This is a genomic window from Streptococcus sp. Marseille-P7375 (assembly GCF_902460365.1).
GTDB classification, from domain to species: Bacteria; Bacillota; Bacilli; order Lactobacillales; family Streptococcaceae; genus Streptococcus; species Streptococcus cristatus_I.
Map to the genome: position 1 here is coordinate 882,428 of NZ_CABPTR010000001.1, position 17,252 is coordinate 899,679.

Annotated in this window: 18 protein-coding genes and 1 other annotated feature; of the genes, 1 reads left to right on the top strand and 17 read right to left on the bottom strand. The window is 38.6% G+C overall.

Annotated features, from left to right (window positions below):
• Positions 1-15: 15 nt before the first annotated feature.
• From FZ954_RS04585 to FZ954_RS04625, 8 genes are all read right to left on the bottom strand, one after another.
• Positions 16-1,275 carry a UDP-N-acetylglucosamine 1-carboxyvinyltransferase gene (locus FZ954_RS04585; RefSeq protein ID WP_125390568.1) on the bottom strand — a complete coding sequence of 420 codons (1,260 nt, stop codon included), beginning with the start codon at positions 1,273-1,275 and terminating at the stop codon, positions 16-18.
• A gap of 103 nt (positions 1,276-1,378) precedes the next feature.
• Positions 1,379-2,569, bottom strand: a complete 1,191-nt coding sequence (gene metK / locus FZ954_RS04590; RefSeq protein WP_062005864.1) for a methionine adenosyltransferase — start codon at positions 2,567-2,569, stop codon at positions 1,379-1,381.
• Between the two features lie 385 nt (positions 2,570-2,954).
• Positions 2,955-3,422, bottom strand: a complete 468-nt coding sequence (locus FZ954_RS04600) for a cytidine/deoxycytidylate deaminase family protein (protein WP_125370707.1) — start codon at positions 3,420-3,422, stop codon at positions 2,955-2,957.
• 102 nt (positions 3,423-3,524) lie between these two features.
• On the bottom strand, positions 3,525-3,884 hold the full coding sequence (gene rplT, locus FZ954_RS04605; RefSeq protein ID WP_005590588.1) for a 50S ribosomal protein L20: 360 nt from the start codon (positions 3,882-3,884) through the stop codon (positions 3,525-3,527).
• A 45-nt stretch (positions 3,885-3,929) separates the two neighbouring features.
• Complete coding sequence (gene rpmI, locus FZ954_RS04610) at positions 3,930-4,130, bottom strand: 50S ribosomal protein L35 (RefSeq protein ID WP_005590589.1); 201 nt, start codon at positions 4,128-4,130, stop codon at positions 3,930-3,932.
• Positions 4,131-4,163: 33 nt separating this feature from the next.
• Complete coding sequence (gene infC / locus FZ954_RS04615) at positions 4,164-4,694, bottom strand: translation initiation factor IF-3 (protein ID WP_015604487.1); 531 nt, start codon at positions 4,692-4,694, stop codon at positions 4,164-4,166.
• A 16-nt stretch (positions 4,695-4,710) separates the two neighbouring features.
• Positions 4,711-4,841, bottom strand: a sequence feature (ribosomal protein L20 leader region).
• A gap of 26 nt (positions 4,842-4,867) precedes the next feature.
• Positions 4,868-5,545 carry a (d)CMP kinase gene (gene cmk / locus FZ954_RS04620; protein ID WP_148877443.1) on the bottom strand — a complete coding sequence of 226 codons (678 nt, stop codon included), beginning with the start codon at positions 5,543-5,545 and terminating at the stop codon, positions 4,868-4,870.
• A gap of 9 nt (positions 5,546-5,554) precedes the next feature.
• Positions 5,555-6,013: an SAG1386/EF1546 family surface-associated protein gene (locus tag FZ954_RS04625; protein WP_045499497.1), complete on the bottom strand. Its 459-nt coding sequence runs from the start codon at positions 6,011-6,013 to the stop codon at positions 5,555-5,557.
• A 45-nt stretch (positions 6,014-6,058) separates the two neighbouring features.
• On the opposite strand from FZ954_RS04625, the gene FZ954_RS04630 reads away from it, so the two are divergent.
• On the top strand, positions 6,059-6,256 hold the full coding sequence (locus FZ954_RS04630) for a ferredoxin (protein ID WP_306452468.1): 198 nt from the start codon (positions 6,059-6,061) through the stop codon (positions 6,254-6,256).
• Here FZ954_RS04630 and FZ954_RS04635 read toward each other — a convergent pair.
• From FZ954_RS04635 to rfbD, 9 genes are all read right to left on the bottom strand, one after another.
• Positions 6,253-6,741, bottom strand: coding sequence for an EbsA family protein (locus FZ954_RS04635; RefSeq protein WP_148877445.1), 489 nt, complete (start codon positions 6,739-6,741; stop codon positions 6,253-6,255). The genes FZ954_RS04630 and FZ954_RS04635 overlap by 4 nt on opposite strands.
• A 70-nt stretch (positions 6,742-6,811) precedes the next feature.
• Positions 6,812-9,268, bottom strand: a complete 2,457-nt coding sequence (locus FZ954_RS04640) for an LTA synthase family protein (protein WP_187423328.1) — start codon at positions 9,266-9,268, stop codon at positions 6,812-6,814.
• 12 nt (positions 9,269-9,280) lie between these two features.
• The gene (locus FZ954_RS04645; protein WP_148877450.1) at positions 9,281-11,077 is read right to left on the bottom strand and encodes a rhamnan synthesis F family protein; all 1,797 of its coding nucleotides are present in this window, start codon (positions 11,075-11,077) and stop codon (positions 9,281-9,283) included.
• The gene (locus FZ954_RS04650) at positions 11,074-12,108 is read right to left on the bottom strand and encodes a glycosyltransferase (protein ID WP_148877452.1); all 1,035 of its coding nucleotides are present in this window, start codon (positions 12,106-12,108) and stop codon (positions 11,074-11,076) included. The genes FZ954_RS04645 and FZ954_RS04650 overlap by 4 nt, the downstream gene beginning before the upstream one ends.
• A 19-nt stretch (positions 12,109-12,127) precedes the next feature.
• Positions 12,128-13,330: an ABC transporter ATP-binding protein gene (locus tag FZ954_RS04655; RefSeq protein WP_005590600.1), complete on the bottom strand. Its 1,203-nt coding sequence runs from the start codon at positions 13,328-13,330 to the stop codon at positions 12,128-12,130.
• Complete coding sequence (locus FZ954_RS04660) at positions 13,330-14,139, bottom strand: ABC transporter permease (protein WP_005590601.1); 810 nt, start codon at positions 14,137-14,139, stop codon at positions 13,330-13,332. The genes FZ954_RS04655 and FZ954_RS04660 overlap by 1 nt, the downstream gene beginning before the upstream one ends.
• A gap of 5 nt (positions 14,140-14,144) precedes the next feature.
• Positions 14,145-15,080: a glycosyltransferase family 2 protein gene (locus FZ954_RS04665; RefSeq protein ID WP_148877455.1), complete on the bottom strand. Its 936-nt coding sequence runs from the start codon at positions 15,078-15,080 to the stop codon at positions 14,145-14,147.
• Positions 15,077-16,225 (bottom strand): beta 1-4 rhamnosyltransferase Cps2T, encoded by a 1,149-nt coding sequence (gene cps2T, locus FZ954_RS04670; protein WP_148877457.1) that lies wholly within the window; start codon positions 16,223-16,225, stop codon positions 15,077-15,079. The genes FZ954_RS04665 and cps2T overlap by 4 nt, the downstream gene beginning before the upstream one ends.
• Positions 16,226-16,363: 138 nt before the next feature.
• Positions 16,364-17,218 (bottom strand): dTDP-4-dehydrorhamnose reductase, encoded by an 855-nt coding sequence (gene rfbD / locus FZ954_RS04675; RefSeq protein WP_148877459.1) that lies wholly within the window; start codon positions 17,216-17,218, stop codon positions 16,364-16,366.
• Positions 17,219-17,252 lie beyond the last annotated feature (34 nt).

The window sequence follows — 17,252 nt, forward strand, 5'->3', positions numbered from 1 at the left end:
ATAAGCGATAAACGCTTATTCTTCGATGAGCTGGATGTCCGCACCCAGACTTCTTAATTTTTCAATAATATTGGAATAACCGCGTAAAATAAATTCAATATTGGTAATCTCTGTTCGGCCCTGAGCCATCAGACCAGCAATCACCAAGGCTGCACCCGCACGCAAATCCGTTGCTTTCACAGAAGCACCTTGCAGCTGATTTGGTCCTTCATAGACGATTTGATTGCTAGCGGTTGAGATTTTACCAGTCATTTTTGCCAATTCAGCGACATGGTTGACCCGTTTCTCATAGATGGTATCAACGATTTTTCCATGGCCATGAGCTGTCAGCAAAAGCGGAGTGATTGGCTGCTGCAAATCCGTAGCAAAGCCAGGATAAGGCGAAGTCTTGATGTTAATAGCTTTTAATTCCTTCTGCCCTTCTACAAAGATGCTGTCTTCTGAAATGGTCATACGCACACCCATTTCTTCTAGCTTAGCAATGAAACTTTCCAAATGTTCATAAAGGACATTATTGATCTGGACACCTTGTCCAATTGCTGCCGCCAAAGAAATATAGGTCCCAGCTTCAATCCGATCCGGAATCACTTGATGGCGCGTTCCATGAAGGCTATCTACACCTTCAATCGTGATAATATCAGTCCCAGCCCCACGAATATGAGCTCCCATATTGTTAAGCAGCGTAGCTACATCGATGATTTCTGGCTCACGTGCCGCATTTTCAATCACCGTACGCCCCTCAGCCTTAACTGCTGCCAACATCGTATTTATCGTGGCACCGACACTAACGGTATCCATGTAAATACTAGCTCCAGCCAAGCGTTTGCCGCCCGTTGACAATTTCATATAATTGCCTTCCATGGTCATGTGAGCGCCCATCGCTTCAAAAGCCTTGAGATGGAGATCAATCGGACGAGGACCAAGGTCACAGCCTCCAGGAAGCCCAACTGTCGCTTCTCCAAAACGCCCTAGCAAACTTCCATAAAAATAATAAGAAGCCCGTAGACTATTGATTTTACCAGATGGCATCGGCATATTCTTGATGTTTCTAGGATCAACCTCCAAGCAATCGCCAGACCGCTTGACAGTCGCTCCCATGATTTCCATGATTTCGATGAGGCTATCAACATCCGAAATCGCCGGTACACCATCTAAAGTAACAACATTATCAGCTAAAATAATAGCTGGGATAAGGGCCACAACACTATTTTTGGCACCATTAATAGTCACCTCTCCTTTTAAAGGGCGACCACCATTAATTACAATTTTTTTCATGTTTTAAAATTTAGCTCTTTCACGGTATTACTCTTTATTATATCATAGTTCTGTCTATTTTCCTAGACAAAAAAGCCCTCAGTTTAAACTGAGAGCTACTATTTTATTGCAAAGCTGCTTGGAGCGCAGCTACCTTGTCTGTGCGTTCCCAAGGAAGATCGATGTCTGTCCGACCCATATGGCCATAAGCAGCTGTTTGGCGATAGATTGGGCGTTTCAAATCCAACATTTGGATAATACCTGCCGGACGCAAATCAAAGATTTGGCGGACAGCATTCTGAAGTCTGCTTTCAGAAACTACGCCTGTTCCAAAAGTATCAATGCGGACTGAAACGGGCTGAGCAACCCCAATGGCATAGGCCAACTGCACTTCTACTTTTTTAGCCAAACCAGCAGCTACGATATTTTTAGCGATATAACGAGCCGCGTAAGACGCAGAGCGATCGACCTTAGTTGCATCCTTACCAGAGAAGGCACCACCGCCGTGGCGAGAATAGCCACCATAGGTATCCACAATAATCTTACGTCCTGTCAAGCCAGAGTCCCCTTGCGGGCCACCGATAACAAAGCGGCCAGTAGGATTGATAAAGACCTTGGTCTGACCATCCAAATATTCGCTTGGAATCACTTGAGCAATGACCTTTTGGATAACATCCTGATGAATCTGTTCATTGCTGACTTCAGGATCATGCTGGGTAGAAATAACTACCGTATCTACACGAATTGGGCGATCATTTTCATCGTATTCGACCGTAACCTGAGACTTGGCATCTGGTCGCAGATAAGATAATTCACCTGATTTGCGCAGTTCTGCCAAACGACGCACCAGTTTGTGACTGAGAGAAATAGGCAATGGCATGAGCTCTGGTGTTTCATCCACAGCAAAGCCAAACATGAGACCTTGGTCACCAGCCCCAATCAAATCCAGCGGATCCTTTTGAGCATTTCCTCGAACCTCAAATGCTTCATTGACCCCTTGAGCAATATCTGGTGACTGCTCCACCAAAGATGGATGGACACCAACTGTCTCTGCAGAAAAGCCATACTCTGTATTGGTGTAGCCAATCTCTGCGATGGTATCACGAACCACCCGATTGATATCTACATAGGCTGTAGTGGAAATTTCTCCAAAAACATGGACGGAGCCTGTATAAACAGCGGTTTCAGCTGCAACATGAGCCTCTGGATCCTGAGCCAAAATAGCATCCAAAATAGCATCGGAAATTTGGTCTGCAATCTTATCGGGATGTCCCTCCGATACAGATTCAGACGTGAAAAGTTTACGTTCTGACATAGAAATGTCCCCCCTTAAAAAATATTAAACAAGTAAACAAACTCCAAAATGATTTAAAATCATCTCGCCCACGAGTTACAACGCAAAAGAAATAAAAACGATACCTTTTTATTTCTGAAGCTAGTAAGGCGCATAGGGTGACCGCAATATAGCGGCAACCATTGAATGACGAGTGACTTTGGAGCCGTCATTGTTTGCGAGTTACAAAGTACTGATAGAAGTTTCCTACCATCTTATCGGGACTATATAACCTCTCCATTATATCATGATTTTTAGAATTATGCTGAATCATTTTCAAAAGAAAAGCTATAGTTCAAAACTATAACTTTATCATTTAGATTTATTCGATCTAAGCGGATTATTAGTGCTAAACATTTCAAGCAAACTATACCAACTCCGTCTGAGCAATGGCCTTCTTGACATCATCCAGTGGCAAATGCACCAGTTCCACTTCTTTTTCCTTGTAAAGGTACTGAGCATAATCATCTATCCGATATTGGTTGATGTAGACCACGCGCTTGCAGCCAACCTGAAGCAGTTGCTTGGTACAGTTTAAACAAGGAAAATGAGTCACATAAGCCGTAAATCCCTTAGGAACACCCCTCTCAGCTCCCTGCAAGATAGCATTGACCTCTGCATGCAAAGTTCGCACGCAATGACCATCGATGACCAAACACTCATGATCAATACAGTGCTCTGTTCCTGAAACAGAGCCATTGTAGCCGGTCGATATGACCTTATTATCCTTGACTAAGACCGCACCGACCTTGGCGCGCTTACAGGTCGAACGATTGGCAATCAAAAGTGCCTGTGCTGCAAAGTATTCATCCCAAGCTAACCGATTTGACATCATTATTCAGTCCTCCATCCATTCTCACTATATTATACTAAAACACTTGGCGATTGTCATCCTGACAAGAAAAAAGTTGAAACAATGTTTCAACTTTTTGTATTCTTATTTAGCAAGTTTAGCCTTAGCTGCATCTGCAAGAGCTGTGAAAGCTGCTGCATCGTTAACAGCTAAGTCAGCAAGCATTTTACGGTTTACTTCGATCTCAGCCAATTTCAAACCATGCATCAATTGTGAGTATGAAAGTCCGTTCAAACGAGCTGCCGCATTGATACGAGTGATCCACAATTTACGGAAGTCACGTTTTTTCTGACGACGGTCACGGTATGCATAGTAGTAAGAGTTCATTACTTGCTCTTTTGCAGTACGGAACAAGATATGTTTTGCTCCATAGTAACCTTTAGCTAATTTTAAAATACGTTTACGACGTTTGCGTGATACAACGCCACCTTTAACACGTGCCATGTTTTATTTCCTCCAATATTTCCTAGATAATTGTTACAAAATCTCTTATTTAAGACCTGTAAGCATTGCTTTGATACGTTTGAAATCTCCTGCATGCACCATAGATGCTTTACGAAGATGACGACGTTGTTTCTTAGTTTTTCCGTGGAAACGGTGAGAAGTGTAAGCACGGAAACGCTTCAAGCCACCAGAACCTGTACGTTTGAAACGTTTAGCTGATGCGCGGTGTGTTTTTTGTTTTGGCATGATAAAATCTCCTTTTTCTAACTTTTTGACAGTTTATTTTTTGTCACTAATCGGTGCCATTTGCATGAACATTTGACGTCCATCCATCTTAGGCTTTTGCTCAATGATTGCAACATCTTGAGTTGCTTCAGCAAAGTCTGCCAAGACCTTAGCCCCGATTTCTTTGTGGGTAATCATCCGGCCTTTAAAGCGAATGGATACCTTAACTTTATTTCCTTTTTCAAGGAACTTGCGTGCGTTACGAAGTTTTGTATCAAAGTCCCCTTTATCAATGGTAGGACTGAGACGTACTTCTTTCACAGTGACAACGCTTTGTTTTTTACGTTGTTCTTTCTGCTTTTTCTGATACTCAAACTTGAACTTACCATAGTCCATAATTTTCGCAACAGGTGGTTTAGCTTGTGGCTGAATCAGGACTAAATCGACATTTGCTTCATCCGCAAGAGATTGCGCTTCGCTAAGCGGTTTAATACCTAATTGTTCGCCGTCAAGACCGATCAACCGAACTTCACGCACACGAATTTCATCATTGATGAATAAGTCTTGTTTTGCTATGGTTTTCACCTCTTTTTTTATTTTTCGAGAAAAACAAGTGCGGACCTGCTAACGCAAACCCGCACTACATGATAGTATTTCATCACTGAAACTGAATCCTGTAGAGCCAGACAACGTTAGTCGCAAGGCGAGAAGTTCTCACTTCTGCTTTTCTCAACTCTACTATCATACCAAGTTTCTTTTTATTTGTCAATAATTTTCTTCGCTTTTTCTTCAATAAATTTGACAACTTCAGCAATTCCAATGCCAGTCGTATCAAAATGAATGGAGTCAGCCGCTGGTTTCAAAGGTGATACTTCGCGATGACTATCCTTGTAGTCCCGCTCCGCTATTTCCTTTTTGAGAGTTTCCAAATCAGCTGGAATCCCCTTTTCGAGATTCTCTTTGTAACGGCGTTCTGCTCTTTCCTCAACTGAAGCAACTAGAAAAATTTTCAATTCTGCATCTGGCAAGACTACTGTCCCAATATCACGGCCATCCATGACGATACCGCCTTGTGCGGCAATCAACTGCTGCAAATGAACCAATTTTTCACGCACTTCTGGAATAGCTGATACCCACGACGCATTATTGGTTACTTCATTTTCTCGAATCGGATGAGTAACATCGACATCTCCTACAAACACTAACTGCTCACCATTCTCAGAACGACCAAAACTAATCGAATAAGTCTCGAGCAAAGCTACAATCTCATCTGCATCACTTTCAGTCAAATGATTTTGTAAAGCTAGGTAAGTGGCTGCACGGTACATGGCACCCGTATCCAAATAGGTATAATTAAAATCTTTGGCAATAATCTTTGCAACAGTGGATTTTCCACTTGACGCAGGTCCATCAATCGCAATCTGAATCTGTTTCATAACCCGCTCCTACTGAATCTTAACAATATCACCTGGGTTGGCATACCAAGAACCAGTAGACATGTGCGACGGATTCAATTGCTCCAATTTTGCAATAGAGATACCTGCACGCGCTGCAATCGCAGCCTCTCCTTCACCAGGCTGAACAGTCAAGGTACCTTCTGAAGACTGAGTTGGCTTTTCTTCTGATTCACTTGGTTGTTCTGATGGAGCTGGTTGTTCCGCGCTGCTACTTGAAGATGCAGCTGCATTAGAAGTGCCATAAAATCCATCCATAACAGTCTTTTTATTACTTCCACCAGTAGATAGATAGGCGAAAAAGAGTGCCATAGCAATGACCATCACTAGAAAAATAGCCGCTAATATGGTCAGCCAGCGATCAACTCGACTCGCCTGACTTTTCTTTCTGCGATTCAATTTCTCTGCTCCATTATCATATACATCTGCTTCCCATGGTTCTTTTTCCATGACTTCCTCCTTGAGTTTTTCTAAAAATCTTATTACAATATGAGTATGAAAGTTACACTCATTCCCGAACGTTGCATTGCTTGCGGACTCTGCCAGACCTACTCAGATCTCTTTGATTATCATGATAATGGCATTGTCAAATTTTATCAAGACGACCAGCTCTTAGAGAAAGAGGTTGAGAGTCAGCCTGAGATTCTCGAGGCTATTAAAAACTGTCCAACCCGAGCTCTGCTAAAAGACTAATGTTTATTGGCCTGGTCACCATAGTAGACCTCGAAATAATCTAGAAGAGTCAGATTGTCTACTAATTCCACTTCGCCTTTAAAATGCTCATTTAAAGCTAGGGCGTTGACAAAATATTTTTTTGGCCACTTCCGCATACAGAAGGTCCTGCTACGACTCTTCCCTGTAAAATGAAGGGTGATAGACGTTTTTGTAACTTCTAGCTTCTCAATCGTTGAAATATCAATCTTGATTGGCGTGAAAGGATTTGCCGTAATAATACGCAAAATACCGTCATCATAAATCGTAAAATATCTATGCACACCGATAGCCAGTAAGACCATAAACAAAAAGAATGAAAAGAGGACAAGAGTCGGAACACTGGAGCTTTCGTACATCAAGGCCAGTCCTATAAAAATCGGAATGACTGACAAAGACCAATAAATCACTAACACTGACATTTCTGGTTGCCAATGATAGCGTACTTTCCCAAAAATCTTTATCATATCTTCACCCCCTTACTACTAGTTTAGCATAAAATAATAAAAAATAGAATTGGTAAACCTATTCTATTTTTTATTTTGCTGGTACAGCAAAGAAATCCTTCGAAAGATATCCTTTCCCACCAACCATATCATACTCGATCAATTTCAAATCATCTGCAATTTCCTGAGCTGATGAATCCAGTGCTTTCTTGTCCACACTGGCTTTATGGAGAACCTCCGTCAATAAAGCGTAGTAAGGAGATACTTTCGAATTGGTCTGCTCAAGTAGCAAGGCTGAAAAATCACTAGAATTGACCAAAGGATAGTTCAACTTAGGTGTCTCATAATTGCTCCAGATAAAGTAATCGGTCAGATATTGATTTTCGGGATGATCCTTAAAAGCTGACTGAGGGTACAGACCTGGCAAGTGATCACCGTAAAAGACTACTGTTATCTTTTTATCAATTTTAGAAAGCTTATCTAGAAACTCCTTGGTCGCATTGTCTGTGTGGTAGAGCAAGCGAGTATAGTTTATTAACTTGTTATTTTCATTGGCTGTAAAGCCCTCCCCTTGTGCCATAAGATTTGAGGGCTCGCTTTCTGACCAGGGTGCATGATTCTGCATTGTTATGACTGAAAAAAACTGATTTTGCTCTTTCTTTAAGTTATCTATCACTAGTTGATAAGTAGAAGCATCGCTATAATTCTCTCCTTGTCTATAAACAGATAATCCACTAGTTCCTAAAGAAATAAATTTATCATATCCTAATGTCTTATAAATAATATCTCTAGAGTAATTCGTTGGAGCAGCTAAATGTATGGCAATACGATTCTTCGATTCAAATTGATCACTAATTGCAGGAAATGCATTCATTCTAGGAACAATTTCTGTATAGAGAACCGATATACTTGGTGAAAGATTATAGTATGGAAGTCCTGAAATTGTTTGAAACTCCATATTCGCAGTTCCGCCACCATAACCGTCTGATTGCATCAAACCACTTGTCGTTCGTGATTTGATATCACGAATATTTGGTATCGGAGTTGTAGTAATTGATATACCTGAAAGCCTTTCAGGATCAGAAAAACTTTCACTCAAAACATAAACTACAGTTTGTTCGCTTATTAGGTTTGATCTAGTAGTATTTATTGAATCTGCTAATTGTCTATACTTTTCTTCCAAAGAACGAATCTTAGACTGACTATAACCATTCGGCTGTGTCATCACAGTTTCTGACATCTGCGAGAACCATACGAATGACAATGATCGTAATTGAGAATTAATCGTATTGCCATACCAAGTTAGATCATGGTAATTATTCAAAATAGAAATCACAGGGATATTTTCTGCAATTCTTCCATCTTTTTTAGACGAAAAGATTCCTGTAACTGTAGCAAAAAAACTGCAGATTAGTAAAATTAAAGCTAGTCTATGTTTGAAATTCTGGATTAATTTATTTGGTAAAATATATTTTCTAACAGCAAGATAGAATATTGTTACTATAGAAACGCTAAGTAAAATATACATTCCATAATGTCCATCTGCATAGCTTAGCAAGGTTCTCGGTGTCTTCAACCAAGCTAAGTCACTAGGAAGAATTGGCTCCTGCCTAAATTGAAATTTCAAACTATTTGCAATAGTTGTAACAACTCCCAAAAATATACAAATGATTGTCGGGAATAAAAAACTATTACAAATTAAATAAATTAATAAAAATAAAGCAAAAAAGATAATAATCTGAAAAAGTGTTGCTCCTGTAAATAAGCGTACATCTAATATGATTACATCAGCCTTGAGACTATCCTGAATTGTGTAATTGAAGATAAGCGCAAAAAGTGCACTAAATGTAAATGCTACTGAAAAACTAGAACGATTGTTAATAACATCTCTCATACCCTTCACAAGTACGAAGCTTGGAATTGTAGAGACTAGCACAATGTAGATAACAAAACCAATTAATCGAAAAATATATTGCTCACTATTTGTATTCGTAAATTCTAAAAATAATGAAAGTTTATCCATTACCGCTGGCAATTTAGAATCTGTTAAACACATTATAATAAATAACTGGGAAACAACTAAGGTCTCCATAAAACTTAAGTTCTGGTAATTAATATTAAAAGTTTTAAATGGTTCCTGCTTACCTTTTTTCAGAATATATTTGTTAATAATTCCAAAAACTAGTATGGGAATTATTAAATATAAACTATTAGTTTGCCATAAATGATTCTTGTCAATATCCCATATTTTATAAGAAAAATCATTCAAGTTTCTTGTGATTTCTAACAGATAAGAAAATAGTATGTAAATAAAAAAGACAACTACAATAGCGATAAATGTTTCTTTTCGTAGAAATTTTGAAATATAGCGTCCTAGCAACCAGCATGCAATTCCACTAATAATCATTGCAAAAATTTGGAACGGGGAATTGATAGTAAATATTCTAAAAGCTGTGGAGACATTAATATTAACAGCTGTCACATCTAAGATTAAACAACTAATTAAAATAAAACAAATCTGTTCATAATAGTCACCTAAAAATTTCAGTTCTTTTTTCAACTAACTTCTTCCCTCTTTATCTGATAAACTATTTCTTGTCCCATTTATCTTTATTAATATTTTTTTTATAATATACTTTATCGCACTACCTGGCCCTCGATAAATATATTTTAAGGCGCCTTTGATCCCCCCGATATTATCAAAATTAATATAAGTATTAGGTAAAGTATCTGGACGGATATTTAAAACAGTGTTATCTACAAATGGTGTGATATAAATATCATTTTTAGAAATAGCATAGTCAAACCTTTGTGACCAAGCTAAATAAACAAGAATTCTCTCGATAGAATGTAAAATAGTATGTTGCGGAAGAGGCTCCGAAGGAATATCCCCATCTTGTAGATTTAAATCAAAGAGTGGTTTCAAGGCATCATACTTGAACCAAATGAATGTTCCATAACTCATAATAAAGGTATTTAATTTATTAAAGTCAATAGAACGATTAATGTTCATTCTCTCCCAAAGAATATTCATATCGTCAGCAAATTTATTTTCATTCCAGGGATCCACAATCTTAGTATATCGGAAAAAAGTCGGGATATCTGCAATTACTAATCCCAAACGATCATCATTTTCCAACTTAGCCATAATTAAATCAGCCGGTTTTAGTAACATATCAAATAGCTCATTTCTCCATGAATCTCCTACCCAATATGGATATTCTGGAGATTTTTTAGTATGGAAATGCCCGATATAATCATAGGTACTCAATTCTTCCCGCAATTTCAGCATTGGGATAATATCTCGACCTTTGTTTCCAGTAATATATATCTTCCCTGGTTGATTACGTTTTAATAAAACAGCTTCAATTTCTAATTTTTTCTTTTCTGAATCCGTAGTTAGGAAGAGGTCATAAGTAAAGTGGAAATTTTCAAATTGCTTTAAAAAGTCTTCTAGTAAGTCAACATAGTAGGTATGAAGATGTACAGCAATTTTTTTAGTGTCTGAATATGTCTGTGAACTTTCCTCAATAACTTTGCGATCAAGTAAATAAGGTGGAGTTGGTAAACTCATATCTGACATGTGAGATAAGATAAATTCTACTGGATAGTTCGTTCTTTTCTCGATTTCCTTAAGCAAATAAGGAGCTAGATGCTGAGTTAAATCAAATGTTTTAACCTTGATGAACGGCACTCCTGCATCAAGCAAAACATGGGGATAATGAATAGTGAAATTGCTATGGAAAAACTTGTCATTTAATGGAATCGTATTGAGAATAGATTCATAGTTAAATCCAGCATCCATGAATTTCTTGGTATAAAGAGTTTCATAATTATCAATTACCTTTTGAACATCTTCGAAACTCTCAACTGATTTCCAGAACTTTTGGAAAACACTAGATTCAACTAAGTGTTTTTTAAATGAAATAAAGTAAGATTGCAAATGTTCATGAATATAAATATCACCGGCTTTAATTCCTTGATGATTAGTCATACCCCAAAAATCTACATTTGGGTTTGATTCATAGTTATCATAGATCGGTGCCATGTCCCAGAGTGGACCAAAACAAGTGTCATTCATAACAGTGACAGAATCATACTGTTTCAAGTTATCAAATCCAACAAATTTCATACCATCATGCCAAGCAGCAAAATCGTAACCTTTATTCTCACGTTGGATAAAATCATCAATCAGGTGTTTATCACGAAGTTTTTGTACTTCACTTTCACTAAGACGACTATTTGAAATAAAAACTAATTTATCAAACAATGGTCTCATATGTTCAAGTTGATAAAATACATGCCGACTAATATGATCATATTTATTAAAATGAACATAAAGCAATAGACGTTTCATTTACTTCTCCTAAAGAAATTAATAATTTTAGTTGGTATTGTCCATCTTCTCGAAGTAACAACACTGTTATATTGGTTTTGTAAGTCATGATATAAAATCTGTAAACGATTCAACTCATTTTGAAACTCTTGACTCTCTTTCTTCAAAACTTCAATATACTCATTTTGGTCATGAGAAATTCGCGACACCTGATTCAGTCTTAAATCTAAGTCTTCTATCTGACGATCTTTTTTAAAAACTAAGACATCCAAATCACGATCCTTAACAAGCGCTAAGTGTGAGATTCTTTGAATATCCTGATCTGGATACTTGTTGAGATATTTAATTTGAGAATCCAAGATACCTGTGAACCGCTTTTCAGCAGTCTCCAATGCCATAGGTTTTGAATCGGACCCTAAATTCATACGATACACAGTGGTAGAATCACTCAAAAAAGAAATTTTAGTGCGTTTGAATAATTCAAGTTGTAACTCAAATGTATCGTCTGCGGCTGTATCGCTAATTTGAGCAGATACATCTTGCATAAGTGCGGTATCAACCAACCAGGTTGAAGCCATCGTCATACCTTTCATAACAAGCATCTCTTCATAGGAATCAATCAAAGGAAGCGCCTTATTAGCAAAGGCATTTTTTTGGATAAGATTCCCGTCTAAGTCTACCATATCAAATTCAGTATTTGACCAAAGTGAATCAATTGAAGCATCCAACAAATCAACTTGCTTTTGAAGTTTTAATGGGTCAATCCAAAAATCATCACTATCACATCTTGCGATATATTGACCTTTAGCTTCTCGGCAAATTTTTTTCCAAGTTTTAGTAATGCCAAGGTTCACTTCATTACGAGAAGTTCTAACTTTTTCAGGAAACTTATTTTGATATTCTTGAATAATCTCATACGAATGATCTGTTGAAGCATCATCAATGATAATAATCTCGAAATCAAAATTTGTTTTCTGATTGAGAAAGCTATCTATAGCCTCTCGTACCCAATCCCCCTTATTATAATTGGTACAAATAATCGATACTTTCATTCAAACTTCCCTTTTTCTCTTAAGAAAAACTCCACTTCCCATTTCTTTGAATAATACCAGTTGCAGAATCTTTAGCTGACTCATCATCTTCATCAATATCGTCCCTATTTAGAACAATAACTGGAATCTCATCAGTCGGAAGAAAGGCTAAAACTTGATTATTCTCATCCCTCACAGTAATTTCAAGTTTTAACTTAATATCGTTTAGTCCTGCTAGTGAACACTGATAGTTTACCTTAACATCACCCTTGCCACTTGTTAAATTATCCATCGTATTATCATTATAAATCCAAATATTACGATCAATATCTGTAAATGAGATAGCAATATAAGTCGGCACAGCTTCTAGTAAGGTATACGTCAAATCAAATGAAATTGGTTCATTTGGTGCAGCTCTTTTAGAAGACAATAGTGATAACTTCAAATTTTCAACAACTGAACCACTTCTTTCAATTCCCGGTTGATCTGAAGTGATTACTTGTTCTGTATTGTCAAAGCTATATTGATTGGCAACATCTCTAGGCTCACCTTTGGCTTTAATGTAGCCATCTTCAATTAAAATAGCCTTATTACAATATTTCTTGACAGCTCCCATATCATGGGTAACCAGAATAGTTGTTTTCCCAGAATTCTTTCTTTCTAAGAAATAATCATTACACTTGCGCTGAAAGGCTTCGTCCCCCACAGCCAGAACCTCATCCAAAATCAGAATGTCCCCTTGAGCCTTGATTGCCACAGAGAAAGCCAAGCGAACCTGCATCCCGCTAGAATAATTTTTGAGTTTTTGATTCATAAATTCACCCAGCTCAGCAAATTCAACAATGTCATCATACATGGCATCTACTTCTTCAGTTGAGAAGCCCAGCATGGCACCATTCATATAGACATTTTCGCGGCCGGTTAGCTCTGGATTGAAGCCGACACCTAGCTCGATAAAGGAAACCAACTTGCCATCAATGGTCACTGTTCCCTTTTCGGGAATATAAATCTCTGAAATGATTTTCAAAAGGGTTGATTTTCCTGAACCATTACGGCCGACAATTCCAAAAAAATCTCCCTTTTCCACTTCAAAGGAAATATCCTTTAGGACATGTTGTTCTTTGTAACCTTTGATTCCTCGAAATCGGTTAACTAGGCTTGTTCTTAAACTTTGTGTTGACTCTGTTGGCAGTTTAAAAAACTTACTGACATGGTCAACTTTTACTGCAATATTATTTGACATTATAGAATCTCCGCAAATCTCTTAGCATTTTTATTAAAGATATAATATCCAAGTCCAAATATCACTACTGGCAACAAATAAGGAATCAGAGCAATCCATGGATTTTCAATCAAATCCCATCCTCGCATGCTCCCTGAATAAATTGCAAAGTGGCGTAAATCTTGAATAATTTGTGCAATTGGATTTAGCATCATTAATTTTGCAAAAGTAACTTGTCCTCTCTGAAGAATAAAAGTCAGTGAATAAATGATTGGTGTCGCATATAAGCCTGCCTGCAGCACTACTTCCCAAATTGGACCAATATCGCGATATTTTACAAAGAGAGTAGAGAGCATAAAGGCAAAACCAGCCGACATTAAAACCAGCTCTAAAAACAAAGGAATGATGACTAACCATCCAAAACTAAATGAGACACCATTAATCAACGCAAAAACAAAAACCACCAATAGATTAATTGCATAGTTTATTGCCGCACCTGCAATAGCAGAATAGACAATAATCGACTTAGAGAAATTCAACTTTCGTAACAAGTCCCCTCTAGACACAATAGACATCATGCCCATATTAGTTGCTTCTGAGAAAAAGTTCCACGTCACCATTCCTAAGAGAAGCGATACTGCGTAATGAGGGGTACCATCATCGAAACGTAAAAAACGTACAAAAACTAAATACATGACCGTAAATAGTAGTAGAGGTTTCAAAATAGACCATAAGTGGCCAATAAGAGAGCCTTGATAACGTAATTTAAAATCTGTTTTAATCATCTCTCTCAAGAGAATCCAGTTTTTTTGGCTAAAATAATCTAGCATGCATATTACTCCTTATAAGCAAATTTTGTGAGAATGAGCGTCGTGAAAACCAAAGTATGAAAGGCACGATTTTTTCTGTAGCCATACTTTCGAATCCGTCGCAGTCGCTCTACAAAAGGGGCTTCCATGATTGTCACAAAATTTTCAATAATTTCTCTATTTTCAGTTGTCAGAGGCTGGCTGAGAAGGTTGCGAGCCTGAGTCTGACTGTCTTTTATCAATTTCCAATATTTAGCAAATAGACGGCTAGGATGAATCCAGTTCTTCATCCGCTTGCGTAAGGTTCGAGCTCCCAATACATTATTCGAATGCTGGCGATAGAGCTCACCTGGCTGATCCAGATAAACGAGTTGCCCAAAAGCCGAAGCCAACAAGCCCAGATACCAATCGTGCATGAGCAGTTCATGCTCCTCCTGCCCTGTCCACAAATCAGCCAGAGCGCGGTTGATCATCGAAACGCCACCTGTCACCGTATTTTCCGTCAGTTCCTGAATCAATTTTGTATTGGCATGATCAGACTGCGTTCGAATCATACTTTCATGAACAACATTTAGCTCCTGATCCACCACTTTTAAATCCATATAAACCAACAAAGGTACGGAATCATCATAGTTTTCTGATGCCGCCAACTGAATCGCCAACTTATCCGGCAACCAGACATCATCCTGATCGCTAAAAAAGTAAACATCCGAATCCTGATACTTAAGCAAGCTATGAAAACTCTTAATGACACCCAAATTTTGAACTTCTTCCGGATTGATAAAGAAAATTCGGTCATCCTGACGGCAAAAATCCTCAATAATCGCTCGCGTTCCATCACTAGATCCGTCATCTCGAATCAAGAGCTGCCAATCCCTATAGGTTTGGGCTTGAATACTTTCAATCTGTTCTGCCAGAAACTGCTCTCCATTATAGGTAGACAGAAGAATAGTCACTTTCATGATAAAAATAGCTCCTCGTATTCACCTACAATTTTTTCCCAGGTGTAGTTTTCTTTCATATTTTCTTTGGCTGCCTGACCTAGCTCAGAAAAATCAAGCTGACCATCCACTTTGTCAATCAGCTGGGCCAACTGCCCCTCTTCTTTTTGCCAATAAAAAGCTGTTTCTTGGGCTACTTGATGGTTGAAGTCCACGTCCAAAACCAAATTGGCATCAGTCTGAGCCAGAGCTTCCAGAAGCCCAGGATTAGTTCCACCGACTTCGTGGCCATGCAAGTAGGCAAAGGCTTGATTGCGGATGTATTTGAGCAATTCTTGATTATAAACAGTCCCGACAAACTTAATCCGAGAATCCTTATCAAAACCCGTTTTTTGCTTAAGCTCTTCATAATAAGGATTTCCCTCATGATTGCAAATAATCAGCAAGTCATATTGGGTTTTGGATTTCATAAATTCCCGAATGATGGTCTCGTAGTTGTTTTCTGGCACAAAACGTCCAACAATCAAATAATATTCCTTTTCTCTGCTCTGCCATTTCTCAAAAAAATCACGCACGCAAGCATCCTGAGAGTCAAGAGAAGATAGCTGGAGATCTGTCCCATAAGAAATGAAAGCCGTCTTGGACCAAGGATAGAATTCTTTTATATAACTTTCAATACCTTGGTTGTCCGCAATGACCAGATCAGCATGCTTGGTCATCACCTTCTCAGAATATTTAAGATAGGCTTGAACTGGCTTAGGCCACTTGGCCCGCTTCCATTCCAGACCATCTGGATTAATAAAGAAAGTCCCGCCTGCTTTATGAATTTTATGTGCAAAAGGCGCCACAAAGGCTCCGATCGTATTACCCAAAATATAAAAAATTGGACGCTCAATCTGCTGCTCTTGCACTAGCTTTAAAGAATAATTGATGGCCATCATATCATAGGCAATCACCCGAGCCGGCCCTAATTTAGGAGCCTTAATGGTGAAGCAATCCACTCCCTTGTAATCAAAATGATGAAAAGCTTCATCATCCGACAAACAAGCTACATGATACTGGATTTTGGAAGAAACCTTATTTTCTACTAATTTTTCAACAAAGGTTTCAAATCCGCCATATTTAGCAGGAAGTCCTCGACTCCCGATGATGAAGACATGTCTCATGCTTTTCCTCAATTCAAAGATTTACAATCTAGTCTATTATATCATTTTCTTGGTGATTTGTGGAACTTTCAACAAGGTTCATTAAGTTGTTTAACCCATAAAATAGACTAGTTCATAGCGAACTAGTCTATCAACGCCTTATTTTCTCACTTCCTGCTTGTAAAACTCTTTCAAAGCATCCTGCCAAGTTGGAATGACAAAGCCTGTATCCTTGGCCTTGGCCAGGCTCATAGTTGAGTTGAAAGGTCGCTTAGCCTTAGCTGGGAACTTGCTAGAATCCACCGGCTGGACTTCCACATCCGTATCTTTGAGAATTTCCACTGCAAAGTCATACCAAGTGGTGTCCTCAGCCGCATCATTAGACAGATGGTAATAACCAAATTCCTTTTGATTTTCAGCCAGATAGGTCATAAATTCAGCCAGCGTACGAGTCCAAGTTGGACGGCCATGTTGGTCATTGACTACTGTCAGAGTTTTATGTGTCTTAGCAAGATTTTGCATGGTAAAGACAAAGTTTTTGCCGTAGTTACCAAAGACCCAAGCAGTACGGATAATGTAGAAACGGCTAGAATATTTTTCAACCAGCTCTTCACCCATGCGCTTGGTACGGCCATACTCCGTCTGTGGATCTGGCCGATCATCTACTTCCCACTCCTCACCGACAGGCTTTTGGCCGTCAAAGACATAGTCTGTTGAGATGTAGACCAAGGTCGCTCCATGTGCTTCTGCTGCTTTTACGACATTTTCAGTACCGGTCACATTGATGGCATAGTCCAGCTCTTTACCTTCATCTTCAGCTGCATCAACTGCAGTATAGGCTGCGCAGTGATAGACCAAGCTTGGCTTGACTTCCGCAAAGACCTTGTCCACCATTTGGGCATTGGTAATATCCATTTCAGCTACATCAACAGCCACATACTCTTCATTGCGCTCATCCAAAAGATAGCGGAGCTCTGTTCCCAGCTGTCCATTCGCACCTGTGATTAAAATCATTTGTTTGTCCTTTCAGATCATAAAAATTCGATGA